Genomic DNA, 23,114 nt, shown 5'->3' with positions numbered 1-23,114 from the left:
ATTGTTAGCTGACAAACTTATCAATTATTTAATTGAATTTATGAATTCGCCAATATTTTCAATGCTTAAAACTTCATCTATTTTAACATGTAATTTGGCTTGAGCTGGCATATAACCTACTTGTGCTGAATCTGGATCTTGTATTAAGGCAAGTCCTCCCCATGCTTTTACGGTTTTTAGCCCATTTACCCCGTCAGAATTCGATCCTGAGAGTAGTAAACATGCAAGCTTAGTCCTATAAACCTCAGCGGCCGTTTGAAAAGTTACATCTATGGCCGGTCTCGAATAATTAATCTTCTCAGAATAATCCAGTGAAAAAGTCCTGTCTTGCTCTATAAGAAGATGATAGTTGGAAGGTGCTACATATATTGTTCCTGCATTGATCGGCTCTTTTTCATCTACTTCTTTTACAGTCAATCGCGTTCTGCTGGAAAGCAAATTCGGCAGCAATGAATCTGAATCGTGTTTGCGGTGAATTACGATGATGATAGGAAAACTTAGTGCTGTATCTAGAATTGGCAGAACTCTCAGGAGCACGTCCAGGCTCCCGGCAGAGCCACCTATAACCAGTGCTTCACAACCAATCATTATTTAATCTTCCTCCATATTTTATTTGCCGGAACTCTTTTGTAGTTCTTTGCAATATTAGAAAAATCTATCGTTTCTTTAGTTCCTAAAGCCAGATAGCCAAGGTCTTCCAGACTTTCATTGAAGAGATCCAATACCTGGTGTTGCAGCTCACGATCGAAATAGATCAGGACATTTCTACATAATATGAGTTGGAATTCATTAAACGAATGATCTGAGACGAGATTGTGAGTAGAAAATATCATCTTACTTTTGAGTTCGTCATTGAACTTTGCAAGAGAATAATTAGCGGTATAATAGGTAGAGAAATCTTTTGTACCACCAGAAGTGATATAGTTCTCAGAGTACTGCTTCATTTGGCTCATTGCAAACATACCCTGACTGGCTTTCTCCAATACAACAGGGTTTAGATCTGTCGCATAAATAAGCGATTTATGGAGGAGGTTCAGCTCTTTCAAAATTATTGAAATGGAGTAAGCCTCTTCACCTGTTGAGCAGCCCGCAAGCCATATCCGAATGAATGGATAAGTACCCAGAGCTGGAAGTATAGAGTCTCTCAAGGTTTTGAAGAAAGCCGGGTCTCTGAACATCTCTGTCACATTTACCGTAATCTGTTCAACAAAACGCTTGAAATAAACGTTGTCTTTCATAATTCTATACCTAAACTCTGCAAAGCTTAATGCTTTGTCTAATGAAAATAGCCTTGAAATTCTTCTTTTTAACGATGCTCTTGAGTAACCAGTAAAATCATAGCCATAATATTCCAGAAGATCTGAAAGTAATATCTCTACCTGTTCATCATTTATAGCGCTTATATCCAATGTTAAAGTACGTATCTCTTTAGTAATCCTGTTAAATCATCAACGTTGATAGGTTTTGACACGTAGCCCACAGCACCGGCATTTATACATCGTTCGCGATCTCCAACCATCGCTTGAGCGGTTACCGCGATCACTGGAATATGTTTTAGCTCAGGGGTGTTGCTCATTTCTGCAATCGTTTGATAGCCATCCATTCCCGGCATCATCATGTCCATCAATACAACTGCAACTTCCTTATCAAGCTTTAAAAGTGCTATTCCCTCTTCTCCACCTATTGATGATATGCAGTTATAGCCTCTGGCTTTTAAAACAGCGGTCAGGGCAAAGATATTGCGGTTATCGTCATCAATAATTAAAACTTTGTTTACCATGTCCTTAAACCTTATCGTAAAGCCAAACCCGTAGTAATGAGATCAGCTGATCAATATCTACTGGTTTAGAAATGTAATCAGAAGCTCCCGCAGCAATGCATTTTTCCCTGTCTCCCATCATTGCTTTGGCTGTAACAGCCAAAACTGGTAATTGTTTGTAAGCGGGAATCTTTCGAATCTGTCTAGTGCTTTCATATCCATCCATCTCCGGCATCATCATGTCCATGAGTACAATATCTACTAACGGGTTGTCTTTAAGAATTTGCAGCGCTTCTTTTCCGTCAGTTGCAGCCAGCACCTTCATTTTGTGTTGCTCCAATGCCTTGGTAAGTGAGAAGATATTTCTTACATCATCATCGGCAATCAAAACAGTCTTATTATTTAATACTTCATATAACCCACCTAATCGCTCCGAAGCAGGTTTCCGATGCACATCTATCGACTTTTCTTCCACTAAATGAAGAAATAGACCCGCTTCATCCAGGATGCGCTGATAAGAATGAGCTGTCTTCACAACTATAGAATCTGCATACTGTTTAATTCTACTCTCTTCTCCCTTGGAAAGATTTTTACCTGTAAATACGATGATTGGAAGGTTCTCGAGCCCTTCCGTTTTCTTAATTGTTTCCAGGGTTTCGTACGCACTTTTATCTGGAATACCCATGTCTAGAATTACGCAGTCAACTTCGTTCTTCTTTAAGGCGTCGATTCCTTCGAAAACATTGCCGGCTACCTCCGTGTTGATACCGTAATTACTTAAAAAATAACTTAGTGCTTCCGCGTGCTGCTTATTTTCTTCAACGATCAACACCTTTTTAGGGTGCCTGCTTAGGGCATCCTCAAGCTTCTGGAAGATTTGCTGCATATGTTCGATCGCAAAGGGTTTGTTGATAAAATCAACCGCGCCCTTAAGCAAGCTCTCTTTCTTGACTTCCAGAGAAGACATGATATGCACTGGTATCGGCTTTGTAGTAGGATTAGATTTCAGCTCTTCCATTACCTGCCAGCCATCCTTGATCGGAAGCAGAATGTCTAACAGTATAGCAATGGGAAGGTATAGATTTGCCAACTCAATACCGGCGTCACCGCGAACAGCAACAATACCTTTGTAGCCTCTCTTACGGGTAAAGTCGAGGAGAATCTTTGCGAATGCAGTATCATCTTCTATGATAAGAATGATTTTATCTCCATTGATTATGCTACCCCTGTCGTCTGCTACATCCTGTGGAATATGGTCTACTGTAAATCTTTCAGGTAAGGGCAACAAAACCCGCTCAGAAAAGGTCGGTACAGTTGCTGTTTTTTGTAATATAATCTCAACTGGCGTAGCTTCATGATCAAATGGTAAAGAGAAACTGAACTCACTTCCCACACCTTCCTTACTGGTTAACTCGATCTCACCACCAAGTAGTTTTGCCAATTCTCGACTGATGGAAAGTCCTAATCCTGTGCCGCCAAACTTGCGTCTAGTAGAACCGTCTGCTTGTTGAAATGCTTCAAACACGAGTCCTTGTTTATCACCAGAAATGCCTATTCCAGTATCGGTAACCTTAAACAAAACAGCTCCTTTCTCTTCTTCCTTCTTTACGGTCAATGTAACTTTACCTTGAGAAGTAAACTTTATCGCATTGGAAAGCAGATTTTTCAAGATCTGCTCTAAGCGCATCTTGTCAGTATTAATATTTTGTATGCTTTCTTCCAGATCAATTATCAACTCAAGGCTTTTATTCTTCGCAATCGGATTGAATAAAGAACGCATATCTGTTGCTACTTCTGCAATAACTACTGGACCATACTCCAGCTTCATTTTACCCGCTTCGATCTTCGAAAGGTCCAAAATTTCATCTATTAGACCTAACAATCCTTGGCCTGAACTCTGTATAACTTCCGCATATTCAATATACTCTTCGTCAAGATCTTTGTTATCTGACATTAGTTTGGATAACAGCAAAATAGAGTTTAAGGGTGTGCGCAACTCATGAGACATGTTCGCAAGAAACTCCGATTTATACTTGGTACTCATTTTCAGCTGCTCTGCTTTTTGCTGGATGTCAATATTTCTTTCCTGTATCAATTGGTTCTTCTCTTCCAATAGACTAGTACGTTCTTCCAGTTCCTGGTTGCTTTGTAGCAATTCCTCCTGCTGAACCCTCAGTTCTTCTTCAGAAGTTTGTATCTTCTGACTTTGTGCCTCCAACTCAGCATTCATCGCCTCAAGTTCACTATGCTGGGCTTGAAGTTCCTCGGCCTGTGCCTGTGTTTCTTCTAAGAGTTCCTGCATTCGCTTACGATTTTGCGCTACATGAATTGCAGTTGCAACATTCTCTGAGACGCTGTATAAGAATTCTAAATGTACAGGCTTGTAAGTATGCAACGACCCAAGTTCGATCACACCCACAATGATGCCGTTAAGCTTTAAAGGAAAAGCAGTAATAGTTTTAGGTTTGGTGTATCCGGAGGCATAGCTTATGGTCATCTCTCCATCAGGTATTTCACTGATCGTAATAGCTCTTCCTGATTTTATAACTTGCCCGGAGATTCCATCGCCAATTGTAAGACTAAGCTTTTTCTCAGTGTCTAACAACGCATAGCTCCCTTCCAGATGCAGATTTTTATCCTCCCCCATTAAATAAAAGACTGCAACCGAACTTTTTGTACGCTCAACTATCTCTTCTAAGACGTCATGTGCAATTGCATCAATACCTTTTTCTCCAACAACTTTGTCGTTGACACTCGCAATTCCAGACTGGAGCCACTTTTTATCTTCCAATAGAGAAAATGAGTATTGCAAAGATTCCGCCATAGCATTTAAAGAACCTGCCAGAATACCTAAGCCGTCTTTTTCCTTCTCATCCAATCTAATTTGGTAGTCGCCTTCAGAAATTCTTCCCGCAATATCTCTGATAACATCTATCCTATTGTCTATCTCTTGATTCTTATCCTGTAACTCTTTTTGCAGTCTCATTCGTACGGTAAAATCTGAGGAGACCTTTCTGTAAAAGAACATGGTAATTAAGACTGCCAATGCCGCAGCGATGAGAATTAAAGCCGGCGTATAAGCAGATATTTTATTGAGTTCCTTTGTTCTCAAAGAAAAGAGACGCTGCTCTTCCACTTGCATCTTCTTTATGATATTCCGGGCATCATCCATGAAAGCTTTTCCTTTTAACAATACAGATAGACTTACGACTCCACCTAAATCCTTTATCTTGATCGTTTTATTGATAATGGAAAGCCTATTGCGAACAATATCCTGCAAAAGCTTCGTATTTGCCTGCTGAAATGGATTGTCTACTGTTTCAAGTAATACCAAATTTAGCAACTCATTTTCATGATCTTCTGCCCCATTATAAGGCGCTAAAAAATCTTTGTCACCAGTTAAAAGGTATCCCCGTTGGCCGGTTTCTGCATCCTTTAGTGTGGAAATAACACCATCAAGGCTAGACATTACCCTATTACTATGGGATACTAGGTCAGCACTTTTTATCAAGTTTTGTATACTGATGAATGAAGCAAATGAGGTAACAAACAATATCAGTAAGGAAAGGCCCAATCCAATCCTAAGGTTATTTTTTAATGATGAATTCATATTAGGTTATGATCTATTCTTGTTCAGGTCCTGCGTTTACAGGTAATTCAAAGTAAAATTCTGAGCCCGCTCCCGACTGACTCTTCACGCCGATTTCGCCACAATGCCTTCTGATGATTTCTGCAGAAATGTATAAGCCAATGCCAAGACCCTGGAAATGTATCGCAGTCTCTTCCACTCTATAAAATTTATCAAAAACGTGTCTTTGCATTTCTGGCTCGATGCCAATACCAAAATCACGAACACCCAAATAAATCCTTTCGCCTAAAGCCTCAAGGTTTATATATACCTCAGTAGTACCCGGAGAATATTTAATGGCATTTGTTAGAAAATTAATTACCACCTGCTCGATACGTGCTTCATCAGCATAAATTTCCCTTTTCACGGAGCCTTTTCTAAGAATCCTAAAATCAGGATTAGATTGATGAATGATCTCGATGACACTATCAAGCATTTCATTAATATTGAAAAACTTCTTATTAAATTTAAGCTTCCCACTTTCTATTTTGGATATGTCTAGCAAATCAGCGATGAGGTCGTTCAGCTTCTCTAGCTGTATTTGCGCTTTAACCAAGTGAGTTTTTACAGTTGCTATATCTCCACGGTCAAGGTTTCTTTCCAAAAGTTGCATGTAACCCTTCACACTTGTTAAGGGTGTTTTCAGCTCATGACTAGCTATACTAATGAATTCATCTTTCTTACGTTCCGCCTGCTTTCTAAACTCGATCTCTTTCAACAACTCTTTCTGGACCTCAATGAGTTTCCTGCTTTGCTCGTAAATCCTATAAAAGGTTTTTACTTTTAACAGCAAGATATCCATATCCACAGGCTTCGTGATATAATCTAGACCTCCTGAGGAATATCCTTTGGTGATAAATTTGTTTTCAGTGTTGACCGCTGATAGAAATATAATCGCAGTTTCCTTCGCTTTACTATAACCTGATATCGCCTCGGCTACCTCAAAGCCATCCATTCCAGGCATTTGCACATCTAGAATAATTAAAACATATTCGTTTCTAAGTACTTTTTTTAATGCTTCTTCACCAGAGGAAGCTGTATCAACTTCAAAGTTATGCCGCTCGAGAACCTTCTTCAACGATATGATGTTTTCGGGGGTATCATCTACTATTAATATCATTCTTGAGAATAAATAAGAAATTTAAAGTTATACAACTCCCAGGAATATTTAGGTATAAATCCATATCATGTCAAAATCTTTCCACTAGACTATTATAAGTCGTTGGCACTAAAGGTATCACCTTGATTAAAGTCACCAGTCTCAAATCCCTTTTTAAACCAGTACATTCTTTGTGCAGATGTTCCATGTGTAAAGGCATCAGGCACGACCTCTCCTTGCGCCTGCTTCTGTAATTTATCGTCCCCGATCGCATTTGCAGCATTGAGCGCTTCTTCAATATCACCCTCCTCCAAACGGAAGTCCTTCAGATTTTGAGCGTGATGCGCCCACATACCCGCTAAAAAATCAGCTTGCAACTCCAATTTTACTGACAACTTATTATACTCTGTTTCGCTTACTTGTCCACGAGCTTGGTCCAGCTTAGCAGAAATCCCTAATAAGTTTTGTACATGATGACCTACCTCATGAGCAATAACATAGGCCTGAGCGAAATCTCCTGACGCGCCGAAGCGGTCTTTTAAATCCTTGTAGAACGATAAATCAATGTAAATGCGCTTGTCGCCCGGACAATAAAAAGGACCTACTGCAGCGCTTGCTCCACCACAGGCAGACTGAACATAATCTGTAAATAAGGTAAGTTTTTCAGGCTCCTGATAGGTGGAGCCCATTTCACGAAATTGTATTTCCCAGACTTGATTAGTAGATTCGAAAACTCCATCAACGAATTTTCCTTCTGCATCAGTAGGATCACCCGTCTTACCTTCTACTACAGCCCCCTGTCCAGCAGGGATTTGACTGACTAGTCCTGTTAAGTCCTGACCAAAGATTAACCCTAATATCACTATAACAATACCGATACCACCGCCAACTGCACCGCCACTCATGCCGCGTCTATCGTCAATATTACCACTTCCTTTACCGAACCATTGCATATAATCTATTTAAAAGTATAACAATTGGGGATCCCAATTGTTATACCAAACTGATCATTTTTAGCGTATTAATTAAAAGCAATTGTAGCAGCCTTAATTCTTTCTTGAATTTCTTTAGCTCCTAATGCAAGTGCTATATCAAAAACGCCAGGACCAAATTTACCCCCAACAAGCATTACCCGAAATGGAAGCATTAACTCTCCTGGTTTAAAGCCATGATCTAGAGCCATATCTTTAAACTTTTGCTCTTGTTGTAACGCGTCTAAACTCATATCAAACAATGCCGAATAAGCCTCGAAGAACGCGGCTTTCTCCGCAGTCCATTTTGGTTTAACGGCATCTACATCAAATTTCTCAGGAGCAGCAAAAAAGTATCCCGCTTGCAACACAAAATCTGTAAGCAGATTGCAACGGTCTTTAATTAGGTCAATAACTTTCAACAGGTAGGCATCGTCATGGACAGCCATCCCTTCAGTAGCAAAGATTTCCTTTACTTCAGGCATTAACAGATTGGCCGCTGTATTTTTTATCCAAGCATGGTTATACCATTTTGCTTTTTCAAAATCAAACTTCGCCCCTGCTTTGCTTACACGTTCAACAGAGAACTTTTCTATGAGCTCCGGCAAAGAAAACAGTTCCTCATCAGAACCGTCATTCCATCCCAGCATTGCCAAGAGGTTTACGAAAGCCTCAGGCATAAAACCGAGTTCCTTGAATCCTTTTGTGAGGTCTCCTGTTTTAGGGTCCGTCCAGTTCTGAGCATAAACTGGAAATCCTAAACGATCTCCATCACGCTTGCTCAACTTTCCGTTTCCGTCAGGCTTGAGAATTAACGGAAGGTGAACCCATTGTGGCATCTCATCTTCCCAGCCCAAATATCTCCAAAGTAAAATATGTATTGGTGCCGATGGCAACCATTCCTCACCCCTAAAAATATGGCTTATCTCCATAGCCTTGTCATCAGCTACAACAGCCAGGTGATAGGTAGGCATTCCATCTGCCTTTAGTAACACTTTATCGTCGACTAGGTTGGTGTCAAAGCTTACATGTCCCCTTATTAAATCTGTAAAAGAGACCAGTTCATCTGCTGGCATTTTTATACGGATTACATGCGGTGTATTTGAAGAGAGCAATGCCTCAACCTCGGCTGAAGGCAATGTTAAAGAGTTGCGCATGCCCTCCCTTGTGGATAGCCCATAGGTGAAATTTGAGGCTTCCTTACGCTTTGCGTCAAGCTCTTCTGGAGTATCAAAAGCATAATAAGCATAACCATCTGCAATGAGCTGATCTGCATACTGCTTATACGTCGCTTTTCTCTCACTTTGGCGATATGGCCCAAAGTCGCCACCTGTCTGAGGACTCTCATCTGGTGATATGCCACACCATTTCAGACAAGAAACTATATATTCTTCAGCACCTTCCACAAACCTGGTTTGATCCGTATCCTCTACTCGAAGAATAAAGGTACCATTGTGTTGTTTAGCAAATAAATAATTGAACAATGCCGTACGGACCCCGCCAAGGTGCAGGCCGCCTGTCGGACTAGGGGCAAATCTTACTCTTACTTTCTTTTCCATATTACTACCTGCAAAGATATATTTTTGTAATTTGCCTACATAATCTATGAATCCTTACGAGAAAAAGCGGCGTTGGAAGTTCTTTCTATTGGTATTTGCTATCGTAATAGGTGGCGCTTCAGTTTTTTACAGTGACTTTTTTGTTAAGAAAATGGAGCGTGAAGAGCGACTTCAATTTCAATTGTACGTAAAGGTTACTGAGCAAAGGCTACTAATGTATGACGATGACAGGTACACTGGTTTGGTCGACTTGATCACATCGAACAACAAACTTCCCGTGATATTAACCGATGACAAGGGGGAATTCGTCGGCTATCAAGGCTTGGACTCCACCAAAACCTATTATAACGTTGAAAAGAAACAGGGAATAGCCTATGATCCGGGGTACTTTCAGCGGGAATTAAGAGCGATGAAAAAGCAACACCCTCCCATCCCTATAAATGGTCTTGATGCTGAGGGACGCAAGTATTATATTTATCACAGGGATTCTCCTACTTTAACTCAGCTTCGCTATTTCCCATACATACAACTCGGAGTTATTGCCTTGTTTTTGCTAACTGCTTATGTAGCATTTAGTTCTGCACGAAAAGCAGAACAAGACCAGGTTTGGGTGGGTATGGCGAAAGAAACTGCGCATCAACTGGGAACGCCAATCTCCTCACTAATGGCTTGGGTAGAATTGATGGCTACACGTTTTAATGCCGAAGACGATCCGCTAATTGCCGAGATGCAGAATGACATTAAAAGACTCGAAGTAATTACTGATCGTTTCTCAAAAATAGGATCCAAGCCAATTCTTGAAGATCATGTAGTATTTACCGTGATTCACAATTTCGTAGAATACTTTAGGTTGAGAACTTCAGATAAAGTCATATTTAACATTACCGGCGACGAGCAGGTTAGGGCATTATTAAATGTGCCACTGTTTGATTGGGTAACCGAAAACTTACTGAAAAATGCTGCCAATGCGATTGAGAATGAAGGGAAAATTACCATCAACATTATAGAGAATCTGGCCAAAGAAGAAGTTTTTATAGATGTAACTGATACCGGAAAGGGCATTGCAAGATCTAAGTTCGATGCCGTATTTCAGCCGGGATATACCACAAGAAAAAGGGGCTGGGGCCTCGGTCTTTCCTTAACTAAAAGAATTATTGACAACTATCATAGCGGAGAAATCTTTGTTAAAGAATCTGAATTGGGTAAGGGAACAACTTTCCGTATTGTACTTAAAAGTAGCATAACTTATGAACCGACCACAAGTTGACGAGTATCCCGCCTGGGGTGAAACCTACATTAAATTGGTAGATGGTGATGTGCTGGAAATCCTGGAAAGGCAAATTACAGACTTTTCTGATTTTATAAGTAGTCTTTTCGATATCGCTGACTATGCATATGCGCCAGGAAAGTGGACGATAAAGGAGTTGATCGGCCATATCATAGATACGGAGAGAATACTAATCTACCGCCTTACCTCTTTTGCAAGGGGGGAACAGCAAGCATTGCCAGGTTTTGAGGAGGATGAATATGTTGCCCGTGCACATTTTTCTGACAGAAGCTTACAAAGCTTCTCCAAAGAATTTGAACTATTAAGACAGGCAAACCTCTATTTAATTCGTTCCCTTAATGACAAAGACCTTGCTGCTTCTGGAACTGCGTCCGGTAGGCAAATAACGGTAAAAGCAATAGTTTACATTCTTGCGGGACATATTATGCACCATACCGCTATAATTAAAGACCGATATTTACACTAATGCATCTTATCTCAAAGGTATCTTCTAGGGGACTTCTAGCCTATTCGTTGGGATAAACACCCCTTTATCCCAACGAATAGGCTAGAAGATACTAACCAGTCCCCATGTAGCTCAATACCAGGCTTCATACAGGAATAAGTTTAGCCTTGCAATGACCTTAAATAATAGCATCATCACGCATCTTATTCGATAAACAAAGATTTTATAACATATATTGCAATAATTATCAGCAAATAAAATAAATCAATATCTTTGGAGTCTAAGTATTTACATAATGACTGAACAGGAAAACAACAAAAGCTTTGATTGGGTTTATTACGTTTTAGGCCTATTTTTTGGAATTTTAACCACTTCTGCGATCACATTAAGCTTCGGATGGTTGCTCTTTGGTGGACTTTTGGGCTTCATCTTCGGCGCCGTATTCTTGAAATCAATAGTTAAGGACCGTCAATATTAATCAAATTAAACCTTTATAAAATGAAAAAATTAGCCTTACTGGCATTCTTTGCCTTAATTACCTTTGCGGTTGACGCTCAGGACGTAAAATTTCCAGGTTTAGATGGAAGTCCAGCAGATCTTGCTTATTTCCCATCGAATGCTGCACAGAAAAACACAGCTCCCGACATTAAATTGGTATACTCAAGACCATCCAAAAAGGGACGCGCTATTTTCGGTGAGCTGGAAAAATATGGTGTTGTTTACCGTTTAGGTGCAAATGAATCTAATGAGATCACTTTCTTTAAAGATGTAACCATTGGTGGCAAAGCTGTAAAAGCCGGAACCTATAGTTTATTTGCAATTCCTAATAAAGACAATTGGACAATAATCATCAACAGTAAAATCAATAGCTGGGGTGCCTACTCCTATGAAGTTGCAAAAGATGTGGTAAGAACAGATGTTCCTGTCAAAACACTAACTGCACCTGTTGAAGCTCTTGCAATGATATTTACAAAAACAGACAACGGTGCAAGCTTAAATATTGGCTGGGATACTGTTTCAGTTGCCCTTCCAATTACTATCAAGTAAAATATTAAATAGCATTAGCCGGATGATCACTCATCCGGCTTTTTTTATGACTTTTTTCTTCGTGGCAAACTGTCAAAATAAAACAGTCATATTATTGAGACGAAATGACTTGACCGATAAAAGTAGTGAGCTAACACGCAGGGAAATTGGATATTTCAGTAAAAACATCCAATTTTTTAGTTTCCAGATTATTGAATAAGTCAGCCATTTGTCATTTAGACAAACTTTCTTAATCGATCGATTAATTAATCAAACGCTTGATTAATTTTGTCGCCGAAATGAAGATAGAAAAAGCAGATAAAAGGGCTAACATTATCGAAGCAGCGGAAAAGCTCTTCTCAGAACTTGGCTACGAGGGCGCCTCCACCCGACAAATTGCGAAGGAAGCTGGAGCCAATATGGCCATGATCAACTACTATTTTGGTTCTAAGGAAGGGGTATTCATGGAAATCATGGGCCAAAGGGTTCAGGATTTTAAACATCAGCTCCACACCATTAAAGCGACTGAAGTTTCCGCAATGGAAAAGCTGTTGTTGGTTGTGGAGCGTTATGCCTCTAGAATTCTATGCAACCATACCTTTCACAAGATGATGCATCGGGAACTTTCACTTCCCCAGAGACCAGAGATGTTTACGACAATCAAAAATGCCATGTTAGAAAACATGCTGGTGATTGAAGAGATTATCAATGACGGTATTGAACAGGGTTCCTTCCGGAAGGTTGACGTTAGAATGCTGATTGCAACTGTCATGGGAACAATTAGCAATGTAGCAATCTCACCTTCTAAGGTTACATCAGGAACCGGATTGGATCTGAATGTAAAAAAAGACCGAAAAATAATTACAGAACGATTAATTACCCACTTACAAGACCTTGTCACCATCTATTTAACACCACAAAAATGATACGTAATACCTATAAAACACTCTTACTAGCGCTATTGCTCCCAAATCTCATCTATGCCCAACAGGCTAAAAAATTGACTTTGCAAGAAGCCGTAGCGCTGGGTGTAAGTAACAGTAAAAATCTAAAGCTTTCTCAAAGCAAAATCGATGAATCAATTGCCAGACTTGCAATAGTAAAAGACAATGCGCTACCTAGTGCAAATGCTTCTTTTCTATATAACCATGCAGAGATTCCAACAAACTCGCTGATTATCGGGGCTGCAGATCCAATACATCTACCCAAGCGCGCAGATGCATTTGTAGGGACAGCAGCCGTCCAGGAACTGATCTACAATGGTGGTAAGCTTCGCTATGCGGAAGAATCAACGAAATTGCTAACTGAGGTTGCAAAATTGGATGCAGACAAAAGTAAAGAGGAAATTAGCTATGCGGTAATCAATACTTATTACTCTTTATTCAAGGTATTGCAAAGCAAAAAAGTAGTTGCGCAGAATCTGGAATCTATTGCCAGTCAGCTTAAGCAGTCTCAACGCTTCTTTGAGCAGGGCATTGTAACTAAAAATGATGTGCTGAGGTTCCAGTTGCAACAGGCTAACGTATCACTAACGGATATGGAGATTGAAAACAACAGAAAAATCATCAACTATAACCTGGATATTTTATTGGGATTGGATGATGCAACTATTGTGGAAATCACTGACCCCGACAACTCACTTAAAGTTGCAGGTACGCTTGGAAGTTACATCGAGATGGCCATGGGTAACAGACAAGAACTGCAACAATTAGATTTACAAAACAAGGTTGCTGGTGTAAATATTAAGTCGATGAAAGCAAATACGCTACCGACTATTGGTGTGGGTGCAAACTTATATTACATCAACCCGAGTGGAAGTTTCATACCTCCATCAAACCAATACATTATGCCGGTTACCATTGGTGCTAACATTTCCTATAATATCGGGAACTTATGGACAAATAAAAACAAAATCTCGGAGGCAAGAATTCAACAGCAGAATGTAGTAATTCAAAAGGACATCCTATCAGACCAATTTAAAACAGAGATCAACCGAAGCTACCAGAATTATCAGCTGGCGATAAATAAGATCAAAATCTTAGAAACCTCTATCGCTCAGGCAACGGAGAACGACAACTTGCTAGCTTCAAAATATAAAAATAATGTAGCCTCCGCGATCGACAGAATTGATGCGGAGACGCTACTCTACCAGGCAAAAATAAACCTGGAGCTGGCTAAAGCAGACGCAGGACTTGCCTACTATACATTACTGAAATCAACAGGAAAAATATCTAACTAATTCTCATAAAACATACTGCAATGACTACTGAAGTAAAAAAGAAAAATAGAGTTGTACCTATCATATTAGGTGTGCTATTAGTAATAGGTGCCATTTTTGGGACCAAACAATACCTGTATTATAGCAAGCACGTCGACACAGACGATGCCCAGATCGATGGTGATATCAGTCCGGTTGTTGCGCGTGTAGGCGGATATGTAAAAGAGATTAAATTCGAAGAAAATACCTTTGTTAAAGAAGGTGATGTATTGGTTAAACTTGACGAAAGCGATTATAAGGTGAAGCTCGAACAAGCGAACGCCGGGCAGCTTGGAGCAAGCGCAGGTGTGGGGGTTTCTCAAGCTCAAATTGCAGCATCTTCTGCCAACACAAGTACCGCTAAGGCTAACATTGAAGCAGCCAGGGTTCAATTGTTGTTGGCTCAAAAAGATTACGCCCGCTATACGAATCTTGTAAAAGATGGTTCAATTACACAACAGCAATTTGATCAGGCTAAGGCACAAAAAGAATCTGCTCAAGCAGCATTTACCGCAGCAAACGATCAATATGTAGCTGCAGTTAAACAAGTTGGGACAACACAATCTCAGCTAGCAGTAAGCAATACCGGCGTAACCGCACGGCAGTCTGAAGTTGACTTTGCCAAACTTCAACTTTCATATACGGAGATCAAAGCACCTGCTTCAGGAATTGTTTCCAAGAAGAATATTCAGAAGGGTCAGTTGGTTCAGGCCGGCCAGTCTTTGTTCGCTATAGTTAACGAAAACAGCATTTATGTGACTGCTAACTTTAAAGAAACTCAAATAGAAGACATTATTGTTGGTTTGAAAGTAAAAGTAGAAGTTGATGCTTACCCTGATGAAGACATCCAGGGAGAGGTTTACAACTTTGCGCCCATCACTGGTGCTAAAGGATCATTGTTACCTCCGGATAATGCTACAGGTAACTTTGTAAAAGTTGTACAAAGGATACCTGTTAAAATTAAAATCACAAAGGCCTCTAAAGAAATGATGGCGAAATTACGTCCCGGTATGAGTGTTAAAGTTTCTGTTTCTATAAAAGACTAAGTAATGGCCGAGAAAGGTTTAAAAAAGTGGATAATCACGTTTACGGTTATCACGGCCTCCTTATTGGAGCTGATTGACACCACCATTGTAAACGTTGCCATACCCCAGATACAAGGTAACCTTGGCGCAACCCTTGAGGATGTGGCATGGTTGTCAACCGGATATGCCGTTGCCAACGTAATCATTCTCCCAATGTCGGGATGGTTGGGTAGCAGATTTGGTCGCAAGAACTACTTTTTATTCTCAATTATATTGTTCACTATTGCTTCTTTTCTTTGTGGTAACGCCACGAATCTGGAAGAGTTAATCGCTTTCAGGATCCTACAGGGTCTTGCGGGAGGAGGATTGATTTCTACTGCACAAGCTATTTTGATCGAGACCTGGCCACGTGAAGATGTGGGTATCGCTACCGCTTTATTCGGTTTAGGAGCGGTTGTAGGTCCAACCGTTGGCCCTACCATCGGTGGCTATCTGTTAGAGATCAGTTCATGGCCATTAATATTTTACGTGAATATACCCGTCGGAATCCTCGCCGCCTATTGTACCTATATGTTTGTGCGAGAGACGCCGAAAGACGGAAAAGGCATGCCAGTAGACTGGTATGGTATTGTTTTACTTGCCATTGCGGTAGGTAGCTTGCAAACCCTGCTGGAAAAAGGGGAGAGTGAAGATTGGTTCGCCACACCATATATTACCGCTTTAGCGGTGGCTTCAGTACTAGGCTTACTGCTCTTCATATGGAGAGAAATGAGCACCGATCATCCTATTGTGAACTTCAAGATCCTGAGACACCGAAGTTTCTCGGTAGGTATGTTTACCTCATTTGTTTTAGGTTTCGGGCTTTACGGCTCCGTGTTCGTGTTCCCTATTTTTTGTCAGAATCTATTGGGTTTCTCGCCGTTACAAACTGGAGAATTGTTATTCCCAGGAGGTTTATGTACTATAGTGATGATGCCCTTTATAGGAATTATGTTAAAGAAAAATATACCTGCGCAATTCATGGCAACGATAGGTATGTTCCTTTTCTTTGTGTTTTGTTCAATGCTAAGTAACTCGACCCTACAATCCGGAACGAACGATTTCTTTCTTCCTTTGATGATTAGAGGGGTTGGTATGGCGCTATTGTTTGTACCACTAACTACGCTGGCGATCCAGGATCTTAAAGGTGCAGAAATTGGTCAGGGCTCAGGGTTGAACAACATGATGAGACAGCTTGGCGGATCATTCGGTATCGCTGCACTGACTACATTAATTCACGTTCGTCAGGGTTTTCACAGAAGCAATTTGATCACCAATATAAACGAATACAACCCTGCGTTTACAGAACGTTTTAAGGGCTTCATTCAAAACTTCATAAGTAAGGGGTATGGGTATATGGATGCGAAAGTTTTAGCCACCAAAGCCATAGAAGGAACGGTGACCAAACAATCCCTTTTATTGACTTATAACGATGCGTACTGGGTGGCAGGGTTGATCATGTTATGCTCTATTCCGCTGCTTTACTTTCAAAAATTCAAGAAGAACGTTCAGGTCCCCGCAGACATGCACTAATTAAAAAAGGCACAATGTTGATCTTAACGCCTTTTTCAATTAACATAAAGGCTAGAAAATCAAAATGTAATTATTAGCTCCAAACCCACTTTTTTTGATTCATTTTTGGTAGCTTAATCGCGAAGAATTACCTTAGCAAATATGATGCAGAAACAACGCGCAAAAGGGCAGAAAGAATCCGTTTTCAACAATGAAGTCGTCTCTAGATTCGAACTTTACAATAGCCTTTTTCTTACCCTTCCGTTCTATAAGATTAAAGACACAGGTACTTTATTACCCCTATTTATTAAGTACTGTGAAGAAGGCGTAACGAACCACGAAACTCCAGAAATGATCATTAACAGCTTTTTTAGCAAGTATACACAGCTTCATACTAAAAAAGACATCATCGATTTGCTATTTCGGTTTATTCAATATATCGAAAGACAAGTCGTTTTGTTTGATGCGGTCGAAGATGCATCGTTCAATAAGCTAAATGCTGATGATGAAGAAAACGCATTATTGTCTTATCTTAAAAAGGGAGTAGACAACCACCTGCTTACTGATAAAATAGATAAACTGATAGAAGATTTCTCCCTTCGTTTGGTGTTAACTGCCCACCCTACTCAATTTTATCCCGGTAGTGTGTTGTCGATCATAACTGACCTGACTACAGCGATTAAAACCAATGAAATTTCTACCATTCACCTCCTATTGCAACAGCTAGGAAAAACCCCTTTCTTCAATAAAAAATCTCCCACACCTGTTGATGAAGCGTTAAGTTTAGCCTGGTACCTGGAGAACGTTTTCTATTTTGCGGCTGCGAATATCCAATCAGGCATCGATAAAACGTTAGCTGAATACAGTATTGCGCCTAAAAAGATTGTAGAACTTGGCTTCTGGCCCGGTGGCGACAGGGACGGAAATCCAAACGTACACACAGATTCTACGATACAGGTATCTAAAATGCTCCGTCAGATCCTATTCCGCTGCTACTATCGTGACTTTAAAAATTTAAAACGCAGAATTACGTTTAGAGGAGTCGAAGATGCCGTTTCCACAGTGCACGACATCCTGTATAAAAATGCCTTTAATCCTAATATGGATCCCGAAAACATCTCAGAAGATGTGATTAAGCATCTGCTAGACATCAAAGGAACGCTCCTTAAAGATCATGACGGACTATTTGCAGACCTCGTATCCGATCTCATTAGGAAAGTGGAGTTATACGGCTGCCATTTTGCATCGTTAGACATCAGGCAAGACAGCAGAGTCTTGAGAGATGTTCATGCGTTTTGTCGCCAAAGCAAGCCGATCATTTCTTTGTTCCCGGAAAATTATGATGAACTATCTGAGCAGGACAAAATTAGCGCACTTTCTTTTAAAAGCGCCAGGGTCATCTATTCAGAAAAAGTAGACTCTTTAATTGAAGATACTTTGCTAACCATCGCAGAGATGAAACAGATTCAGGACAGCAATGGCAATTTGGCTTGTCACCGTTTCATTATCAGCAATTGTCAACAAGCAAGTGACATCCTGCAATTGATGGAACTGTTTTTATGGAATGGGTGGGAAGAGGACAACCTTACCATCGATTTTGTACCTTTATTTGAAACCGTCCATGACCTTGCCGGTGCAGCTAAGATTATGGAAACTTTATACTTGCATCCATTTTACAAAAAACACCTGGAAAGCAGGGGCAATAAGCAAGACATCATGTTGGGCTTCTCAGATAGCACTAAAGATGGTGGTTATTTGATGGCCAACTGGTCTATCTTTAATGCGAAGGTTGCATTGACGGAGACGGCAAATAAGCATAACATTCAACTGGCATTCTTTGATGGTCGCGGCGGGCCACCGTCAAGAGGTGGAGGTAAAACACACCGATTCTATGCCTCAATGGGTAAAGAAATAGCCAATAAAAATATTCAATTGACAATTCAGGGCCAAACAATCAGTTCACAGTATGGATCGATTGATAGTGCGGAATTCAACATTGAGCAATTGATCAATGCAGGTATCTCTGCCGGCATCAGAGAAAAGCACAACATTCTTTTAGACCCGATGCATAAAAGGCTTTTGGATGAGATGGCAGATGATAGCTTCGAATCATTTGTAGCCTTAAGAAAACACCCTTTGTTTTTGAGTTATCTGGAGCGATTCTCACCGCTAACCTTACTTTCTAAAATAACGATAAGCAGTCGCCCCGTAAAAAGGAACTCTGGTGAAGCGTTGAAACTTGAAGATTTGCGGGCGATTAGTTTCGTTACCTCATGGAGTCAGCTTAAGCAAAACATTCCTGGCTTTTATGGTGTAGGTACTGCTTTGAAGAACCAGGAACTAAAAGGAAACTGGGATAAAGTAGTAGAGACTTACAATGAATCAGGTTACTTTAAAACCATAGTAGAGAACTGTATGATGTCGATGAGCAAAGCCGATTTCGCTATTACTGCGCACTTTGCCAATGATAAAGATTATGGCGCTTTCTGGACGGTCTTGTTCAACGAGTTTGAGCTTTCAAAACAGATGTTGCTGAAGTTGTCTGGCCAAACTACCCTAATGGAGAATTATCCAGCAGAAAAGCGTTCTATTGCTGTTAGAGAAAAGATCGTCCTGCCTCTTGTGTTAATACAGCATTTTGCATTAGAGCAACTTCAAGGCGATGTATCAGAGCAAGAGCAACAATCTTTGGAGAAGCTAGCCATAAGAACTGTTTACGGAATTGTTAACGCTGGAAGAAACCTGGCTTAACAAACAACCTAATTAAAATAAAAAGGCGATCCAATGATGGTTCGCCTTTTTTAATATAAAACAAAACTTTATCTATCAATAGATCCCATAACCTTTTGCCCAAAGGCGTTCAATGCATCCTTCTCAATTGCACCTGCAGCAACACTAGAATGTACTTCAAGGGCGCCGCAGATATTAGTGATCAACTCTCCTGCTACATCAATCTCATGCTCACTAACCCCTCTAAATTCACAATAAGCCTCTAACACATTTAAAGTAGCCTCAAGATCTTCGACTGTATTGTTCTGAAAGAACTGCTTTATAACTGGAATTTTCATGATTTTATCTTGTCAAATAATTGAGTTAACATTTCTGCTTTATTGGTCTGTGTCTGTTCAACCAAAACTCCTCCTTTAAAAGCAGCAAACGTTGGTAAATTGTCAACATTAGCCAGTTTACGTGAGTTAGGAAGCTTCTCTGCATCTACAATAAGAAATGCAACGTCATCATTTTCCGCAGCCAATTTCTTAAACTTTGGTTTCATGATTCTACAGTTACCACACCATGATGCAGAATATTGAACCATTACTTTGTTGTTTTCCGCAACATATTGTTGCAGATTATCTTCGGTTAATTCTAAAAACATTGTCTTTATTTTTATTAGTGTGCACTTAGATATTCAGCAACACCACTTCTATCAGCACTCATTGCAGTTTTACCCTCTTCCCAGTTTGCAGGACAAACTTCACCATGTGTTTGAACATGTCTGTAAGCATCGATCAGGCGTAAATATTCCTTCACATTTCTACCCAATGGCATATCATTCACACTTTCATGAAATACTTTACCTGTCTCATCAATTAGGTAAGTAGCTCTGAATGTTACATTTGAACCAGTAAAGATCTCATGTCCTTCTTCATCATACTCAACCTCTTGATCTACAATCCCTAAAATGTTAGCCAATTGTCTGTGCGTATCTGCAAGAATAGGATAAGTAACACCTTCAATACCACCGTTATCTTTAGGTGTGTTTAACCATGCAAAATGAACTTCGTTCGTATCGCATGAAGCACCAATCACTATTGTATTTCTTTTCTCAAATTCAGGCAATGCTTCTTGGAAAGCGTGTAACTCAGTCGGACAAACGAAAGTAAAATCCTTCGGATACCAGAATAACAACACTTTACTGCTTTTATTTACTGATTCTTCAAATACATTGATCTTTAAATCATCACCCATGTCTGACATTGCATCTATGCTGATGTTCGGAAATTTTCTACCTACTATAGCCATAATTATATTGTTATTCTAAATCTGCCGCAAAGGTACGGCAAGCTGGCTTCAATATCAACCGAAGCCAGCTAATTCAGGATACTTAATATTGATACCGCTATAGATAAATCCTATTTACTTTTTAACGTGGTTTCAAATAACTTAAAAACCCGCTTGTACTCGTCTGTCCAGCTGCTTGGTTCTATAAAACCATGGTCTTCTACCGGATAAACAGCTAATTCCCAATTATTTTTACCCAACTCAATCAAGCGCTGTGATAAGCGAACAACGTCTTGAAAATGAACATTTACATCCACCATTCCATGGCACATCAGCAAATTGCCTTTCAAGCCATTGGCAAAGTAAATTGGCGAGCTTCTTTTATAAGCAAGCTCATCGTTAAAAGGCTCGTTTAATATATTCGCAGTGTACCCATTGTTGTAATGTGCCCAATCGGTAACAGATCTTAACCCCGCGCCACTTGCAAAAACATTAGGCTCAGTAAAGAGCCCCATCAGGGTGATAAAGCCACCATACGATCCCCCATACAAACCAACATGTTTGGGGTCAACATTATACTTTTCGACCAACATTTTTACACCGTCAACCTGATCTGTCAAATCCTTTCCTCCCATGTGTCTATAAATACCGGTACGATGATCCCTGCCATAGCCAGAACTGGCAGTATAATCAATATCGATCACCGTATAGCCATTGTCTGCAAGCATATTGTTAAACATGTATTCTCTAAAGTATTGGCTCCACCAGAAATGTACGTTTTGCAAATACCCTGCACCATGTACAAATACAATCGCAGGCCTGTTGGGATGAGGATTCTTAGCAGGATAAACCCTTGCATATACAGCAGAGCCATACCTGTTCTTAAATGAAACCATATCTGGTTTGCGCCACTCGTAGGATTTAAACGCTTTAGATGACGAGCTAGTCACTTGAGTCGCTTTAGCCCCAGGTTTATTCTCCTGTATGTACAGCTCCCATGGTTTATCCATATAAGAATAATTGATGGCTAGCCATTTCTCGTCCGGAGAAAGCGTTACTTCATTCCCACCCTTCATACTCGTAATCTGCTGCAAATTCCCTCCCTGAGCATTGAGTTTATAGAAGTGGGTAATACCAGGGTGTTCCTTGTTTCCGCTGATATAAAAAGTTTTCTTGTCCTTTGATAATTGTAAACCTTGAACCTCCCACTTACCAGAAGTCAATTGTTTCTTTTCTAAAGTAGCGACATTTGCCACATATAGGTGTGAATAGCCTGTGGCCTCGCTTTGATAATAGATCTGGCTGTTGTTTAACCAGCCGAGATTTCTCGCACCAACACCCGGACCGCCAATCCAGGCCTCATCACGCTGACGGTCAACTAAACTTACATTTCCAGTCGTTATATCCAGCTTTAAGATCCATAAATCTTTATTGTCAAGGGCATCCGCAACCACCACTGCAGTGCTGCCCGCATCATTCCAGAAAGGACCAGCGAGGCTTACCTTACGGTCTTCATTCTTTTTTTTCCTTTCTTCCAGCTGTTTCGGATATTCCTTCACGTAATCCGGAAGGTCTTTAATCCCAGGGATCTGCTCCACATGTATACTGTATACAGTATCTCTTTGATTGTCATAGATGTAGTTCTCGAAACTTGCCATAGCCTCACCTACTTTGGTCCTTCCGTTGATGTCTTCTGTATAGCCTGAAGCAGTAACATAACTCGGAACAATAGTATTCTGACCATTGCTAGGCATTGTTACCAATCGGTACGTCACAAACCTACCATCAGGACTCACTGTCAAACCTGTCAATAGCTTATCCTCTAAATAGATTGCCTTAATTGTCTTCTCCGTTCCTGCAGAAGCTCCTGTTCCAAAACCTAAACGTGCAGGGACTATGGGTTTCTTGTCTTTCTTCAACACATCAAACAGTTGCGTCTGATCTGCTTTTAACCATGATTCTTGTGCAGAACCCGGCTTTTTCTCAGTCGAAACGGGCTTCTTGCCCTTAACAAAATTGGTGAGTTGCTTTGTTTCATTCGTCTTCAGGTTCACTAGAAACAAGTTATCCCCTCGTTGATAGCTGATACTCCCATCCTTTAAAAACTTAGCCCCATTTTCCCGCTCCACAGTATTCGTTAATCTCTGTTCCTCCTTTGTTTTAGGGTTGAATAAATAGATGTCGCCACCCTTCTCAAACAGTGCTGATGAAATAGTAGCACCAAAAGTCAATGTCATACCTATTGCTTTTTCTAATGCTTTCTCATCTTCCTTTTGAGGCTTTAATCCATTTAGGCCAACGCTATACAGCACATCCTTATCCTTATTTTCAGGATTCCAGCTGAAGAATACTTTCTTGCTATCGGCCGACCATCGATAATTACTTGGAGCAACACCCATCCACTTGGGGTCTCGCATGATCTTCTCTACAGTGAGCGGTGCCAGTTGTTGTGCCTTCGCAATAGAAATAGTTAAAAGAAGGCAGATCAGATATTTCTTCATGTC

General features: G+C 40.3%; 20 protein-coding genes. 9 read left to right on the top strand and 11 right to left on the bottom strand.

The window, feature by feature from the left end; translation table 11 throughout:
- Positions 1–24: 24 nt before the first annotated feature.
- From ACHFIZ_RS03060 to gltX, 7 genes are all read right to left on the bottom strand, one after another.
- Positions 25–588 (bottom strand): chemotaxis protein CheB, encoded by a 564-nt coding sequence (locus ACHFIZ_RS03060; RefSeq protein WP_410882737.1) that lies wholly within the window; start codon positions 586–588, stop codon positions 25–27.
- Entirely contained in the window at positions 588–1,409 is an 822-nt protein-coding gene (locus tag ACHFIZ_RS03055; RefSeq protein WP_410882735.1) for a CheR family methyltransferase, read from the bottom strand. The genes ACHFIZ_RS03060 and ACHFIZ_RS03055 overlap by 1 nt, the downstream gene beginning before the upstream one ends.
- Positions 1,410–1,411: 2 nt before the next feature.
- A complete protein-coding gene (locus ACHFIZ_RS03050; protein ID WP_410882733.1) occupies positions 1,412–1,780 on the bottom strand; it encodes a two-component system response regulator in 369 nt (122 codons plus the stop codon).
- A 4-nt stretch (positions 1,781–1,784) separates the two neighbouring features.
- A complete protein-coding gene (locus ACHFIZ_RS03045) occupies positions 1,785–5,369 on the bottom strand; it encodes a response regulator (RefSeq protein ID WP_410882731.1) in 3,585 nt (1,194 codons plus the stop codon).
- Positions 5,370–5,382: 13 nt separating this feature from the next.
- Positions 5,383–6,507, bottom strand: a complete 1,125-nt coding sequence (locus ACHFIZ_RS03040) for an ATP-binding protein (protein WP_410882729.1) — start codon at positions 6,505–6,507, stop codon at positions 5,383–5,385.
- Between the two features lie 92 nt (positions 6,508–6,599).
- Positions 6,600–7,439: a neutral zinc metallopeptidase gene (locus ACHFIZ_RS03035; protein ID WP_410882727.1), complete on the bottom strand. Its 840-nt coding sequence runs from the start codon at positions 7,437–7,439 to the stop codon at positions 6,600–6,602.
- Positions 7,440–7,507: 68 nt separating this feature from the next.
- Positions 7,508–9,016 (bottom strand): glutamate--tRNA ligase, encoded by a 1,509-nt coding sequence (gene gltX, locus ACHFIZ_RS03030; RefSeq protein WP_410882725.1) that lies wholly within the window; start codon positions 9,014–9,016, stop codon positions 7,508–7,510.
- A 46-nt stretch (positions 9,017–9,062) separates the two neighbouring features.
- On the opposite strand from gltX, the gene ACHFIZ_RS03025 reads away from it, so the two are divergent.
- From ACHFIZ_RS03025 to ACHFIZ_RS02985, 9 genes are all read left to right on the top strand, one after another.
- Complete coding sequence (locus ACHFIZ_RS03025; protein ID WP_410882723.1) at positions 9,063–10,283, top strand: sensor histidine kinase; 1,221 nt, start codon at positions 9,063–9,065, stop codon at positions 10,281–10,283.
- Positions 10,264–10,770 (top strand): DinB family protein, encoded by a 507-nt coding sequence (locus tag ACHFIZ_RS03020; RefSeq protein WP_410882721.1) that lies wholly within the window; start codon positions 10,264–10,266, stop codon positions 10,768–10,770. The genes ACHFIZ_RS03025 and ACHFIZ_RS03020 overlap by 20 nt, the downstream gene beginning before the upstream one ends.
- A 274-nt stretch (positions 10,771–11,044) precedes the next feature.
- Positions 11,045–11,227 carry a hypothetical protein gene (locus tag ACHFIZ_RS03015; RefSeq protein ID WP_410882719.1) on the top strand — a complete coding sequence of 61 codons (183 nt, stop codon included), beginning with the start codon at positions 11,045–11,047 and terminating at the stop codon, positions 11,225–11,227.
- 20 nt (positions 11,228–11,247) lie between these two features.
- On the top strand, positions 11,248–11,796 hold the full coding sequence (locus ACHFIZ_RS03010) for a DUF2911 domain-containing protein (protein WP_410882717.1): 549 nt from the start codon (positions 11,248–11,250) through the stop codon (positions 11,794–11,796).
- Positions 11,797–12,074: 278 nt separating this feature from the next.
- Positions 12,075–12,701: a TetR/AcrR family transcriptional regulator gene (locus ACHFIZ_RS03005; RefSeq protein ID WP_410882715.1), complete on the top strand. Its 627-nt coding sequence runs from the start codon at positions 12,075–12,077 to the stop codon at positions 12,699–12,701.
- The gene (locus ACHFIZ_RS03000; RefSeq protein ID WP_410882713.1) at positions 12,698–14,014 is read left to right on the top strand and encodes a TolC family protein; all 1,317 of its coding nucleotides are present in this window, start codon (positions 12,698–12,700) and stop codon (positions 14,012–14,014) included. Before ACHFIZ_RS03005 ends, ACHFIZ_RS03000 begins: the two co-directional genes overlap by 4 nt.
- A gap of 20 nt (positions 14,015–14,034) precedes the next feature.
- On the top strand, positions 14,035–15,078 hold the full coding sequence (locus tag ACHFIZ_RS02995; RefSeq protein ID WP_410882712.1) for an HlyD family secretion protein: 1,044 nt from the start codon (positions 14,035–14,037) through the stop codon (positions 15,076–15,078).
- Between the two features lie 3 nt (positions 15,079–15,081).
- On the top strand, positions 15,082–16,629 hold the full coding sequence (locus tag ACHFIZ_RS02990; RefSeq protein WP_410882710.1) for a DHA2 family efflux MFS transporter permease subunit: 1,548 nt from the start codon (positions 15,082–15,084) through the stop codon (positions 16,627–16,629).
- Positions 16,630–16,770: 141 nt separating this feature from the next.
- Positions 16,771–19,359: a phosphoenolpyruvate carboxylase gene (locus ACHFIZ_RS02985; RefSeq protein ID WP_410882708.1), complete on the top strand. Its 2,589-nt coding sequence runs from the start codon at positions 16,771–16,773 to the stop codon at positions 19,357–19,359.
- 68 nt (positions 19,360–19,427) lie between these two features.
- On the opposite strand, the gene ACHFIZ_RS02980 is transcribed toward ACHFIZ_RS02985, so the two are convergent.
- The 4 genes from ACHFIZ_RS02980 to ACHFIZ_RS02965 form a co-directional block, all read right to left on the bottom strand.
- Positions 19,428–19,676, bottom strand: a complete 249-nt coding sequence (locus ACHFIZ_RS02980; RefSeq protein WP_410882706.1) for a DUF6952 family protein — start codon at positions 19,674–19,676, stop codon at positions 19,428–19,430.
- Entirely contained in the window at positions 19,673–19,984 is a 312-nt protein-coding gene (locus ACHFIZ_RS02975; protein ID WP_410882704.1) for a thioredoxin family protein, read from the bottom strand. The genes ACHFIZ_RS02980 and ACHFIZ_RS02975 overlap by 4 nt, the downstream gene beginning before the upstream one ends.
- A gap of 14 nt (positions 19,985–19,998) precedes the next feature.
- Positions 19,999–20,631, bottom strand: coding sequence for a peroxiredoxin (locus ACHFIZ_RS02970; protein ID WP_410882702.1), 633 nt, complete (start codon positions 20,629–20,631; stop codon positions 19,999–20,001).
- A gap of 110 nt (positions 20,632–20,741) precedes the next feature.
- Positions 20,742–23,111: a prolyl oligopeptidase family serine peptidase gene (locus ACHFIZ_RS02965; RefSeq protein ID WP_410882700.1), complete on the bottom strand. Its 2,370-nt coding sequence runs from the start codon at positions 23,109–23,111 to the stop codon at positions 20,742–20,744.
- Positions 23,112–23,114 lie beyond the last annotated feature (3 nt).

Origin of the sequence: Pedobacter sp. JCM 36344, from assembly GCF_046546555.1 — a bacterium.
Taxonomy (GTDB): Bacteria; Bacteroidota; Bacteroidia; order Sphingobacteriales; family Sphingobacteriaceae; genus Pedobacter.
This window is presented reverse-complemented; position numbering and strand designations above follow the sequence as displayed.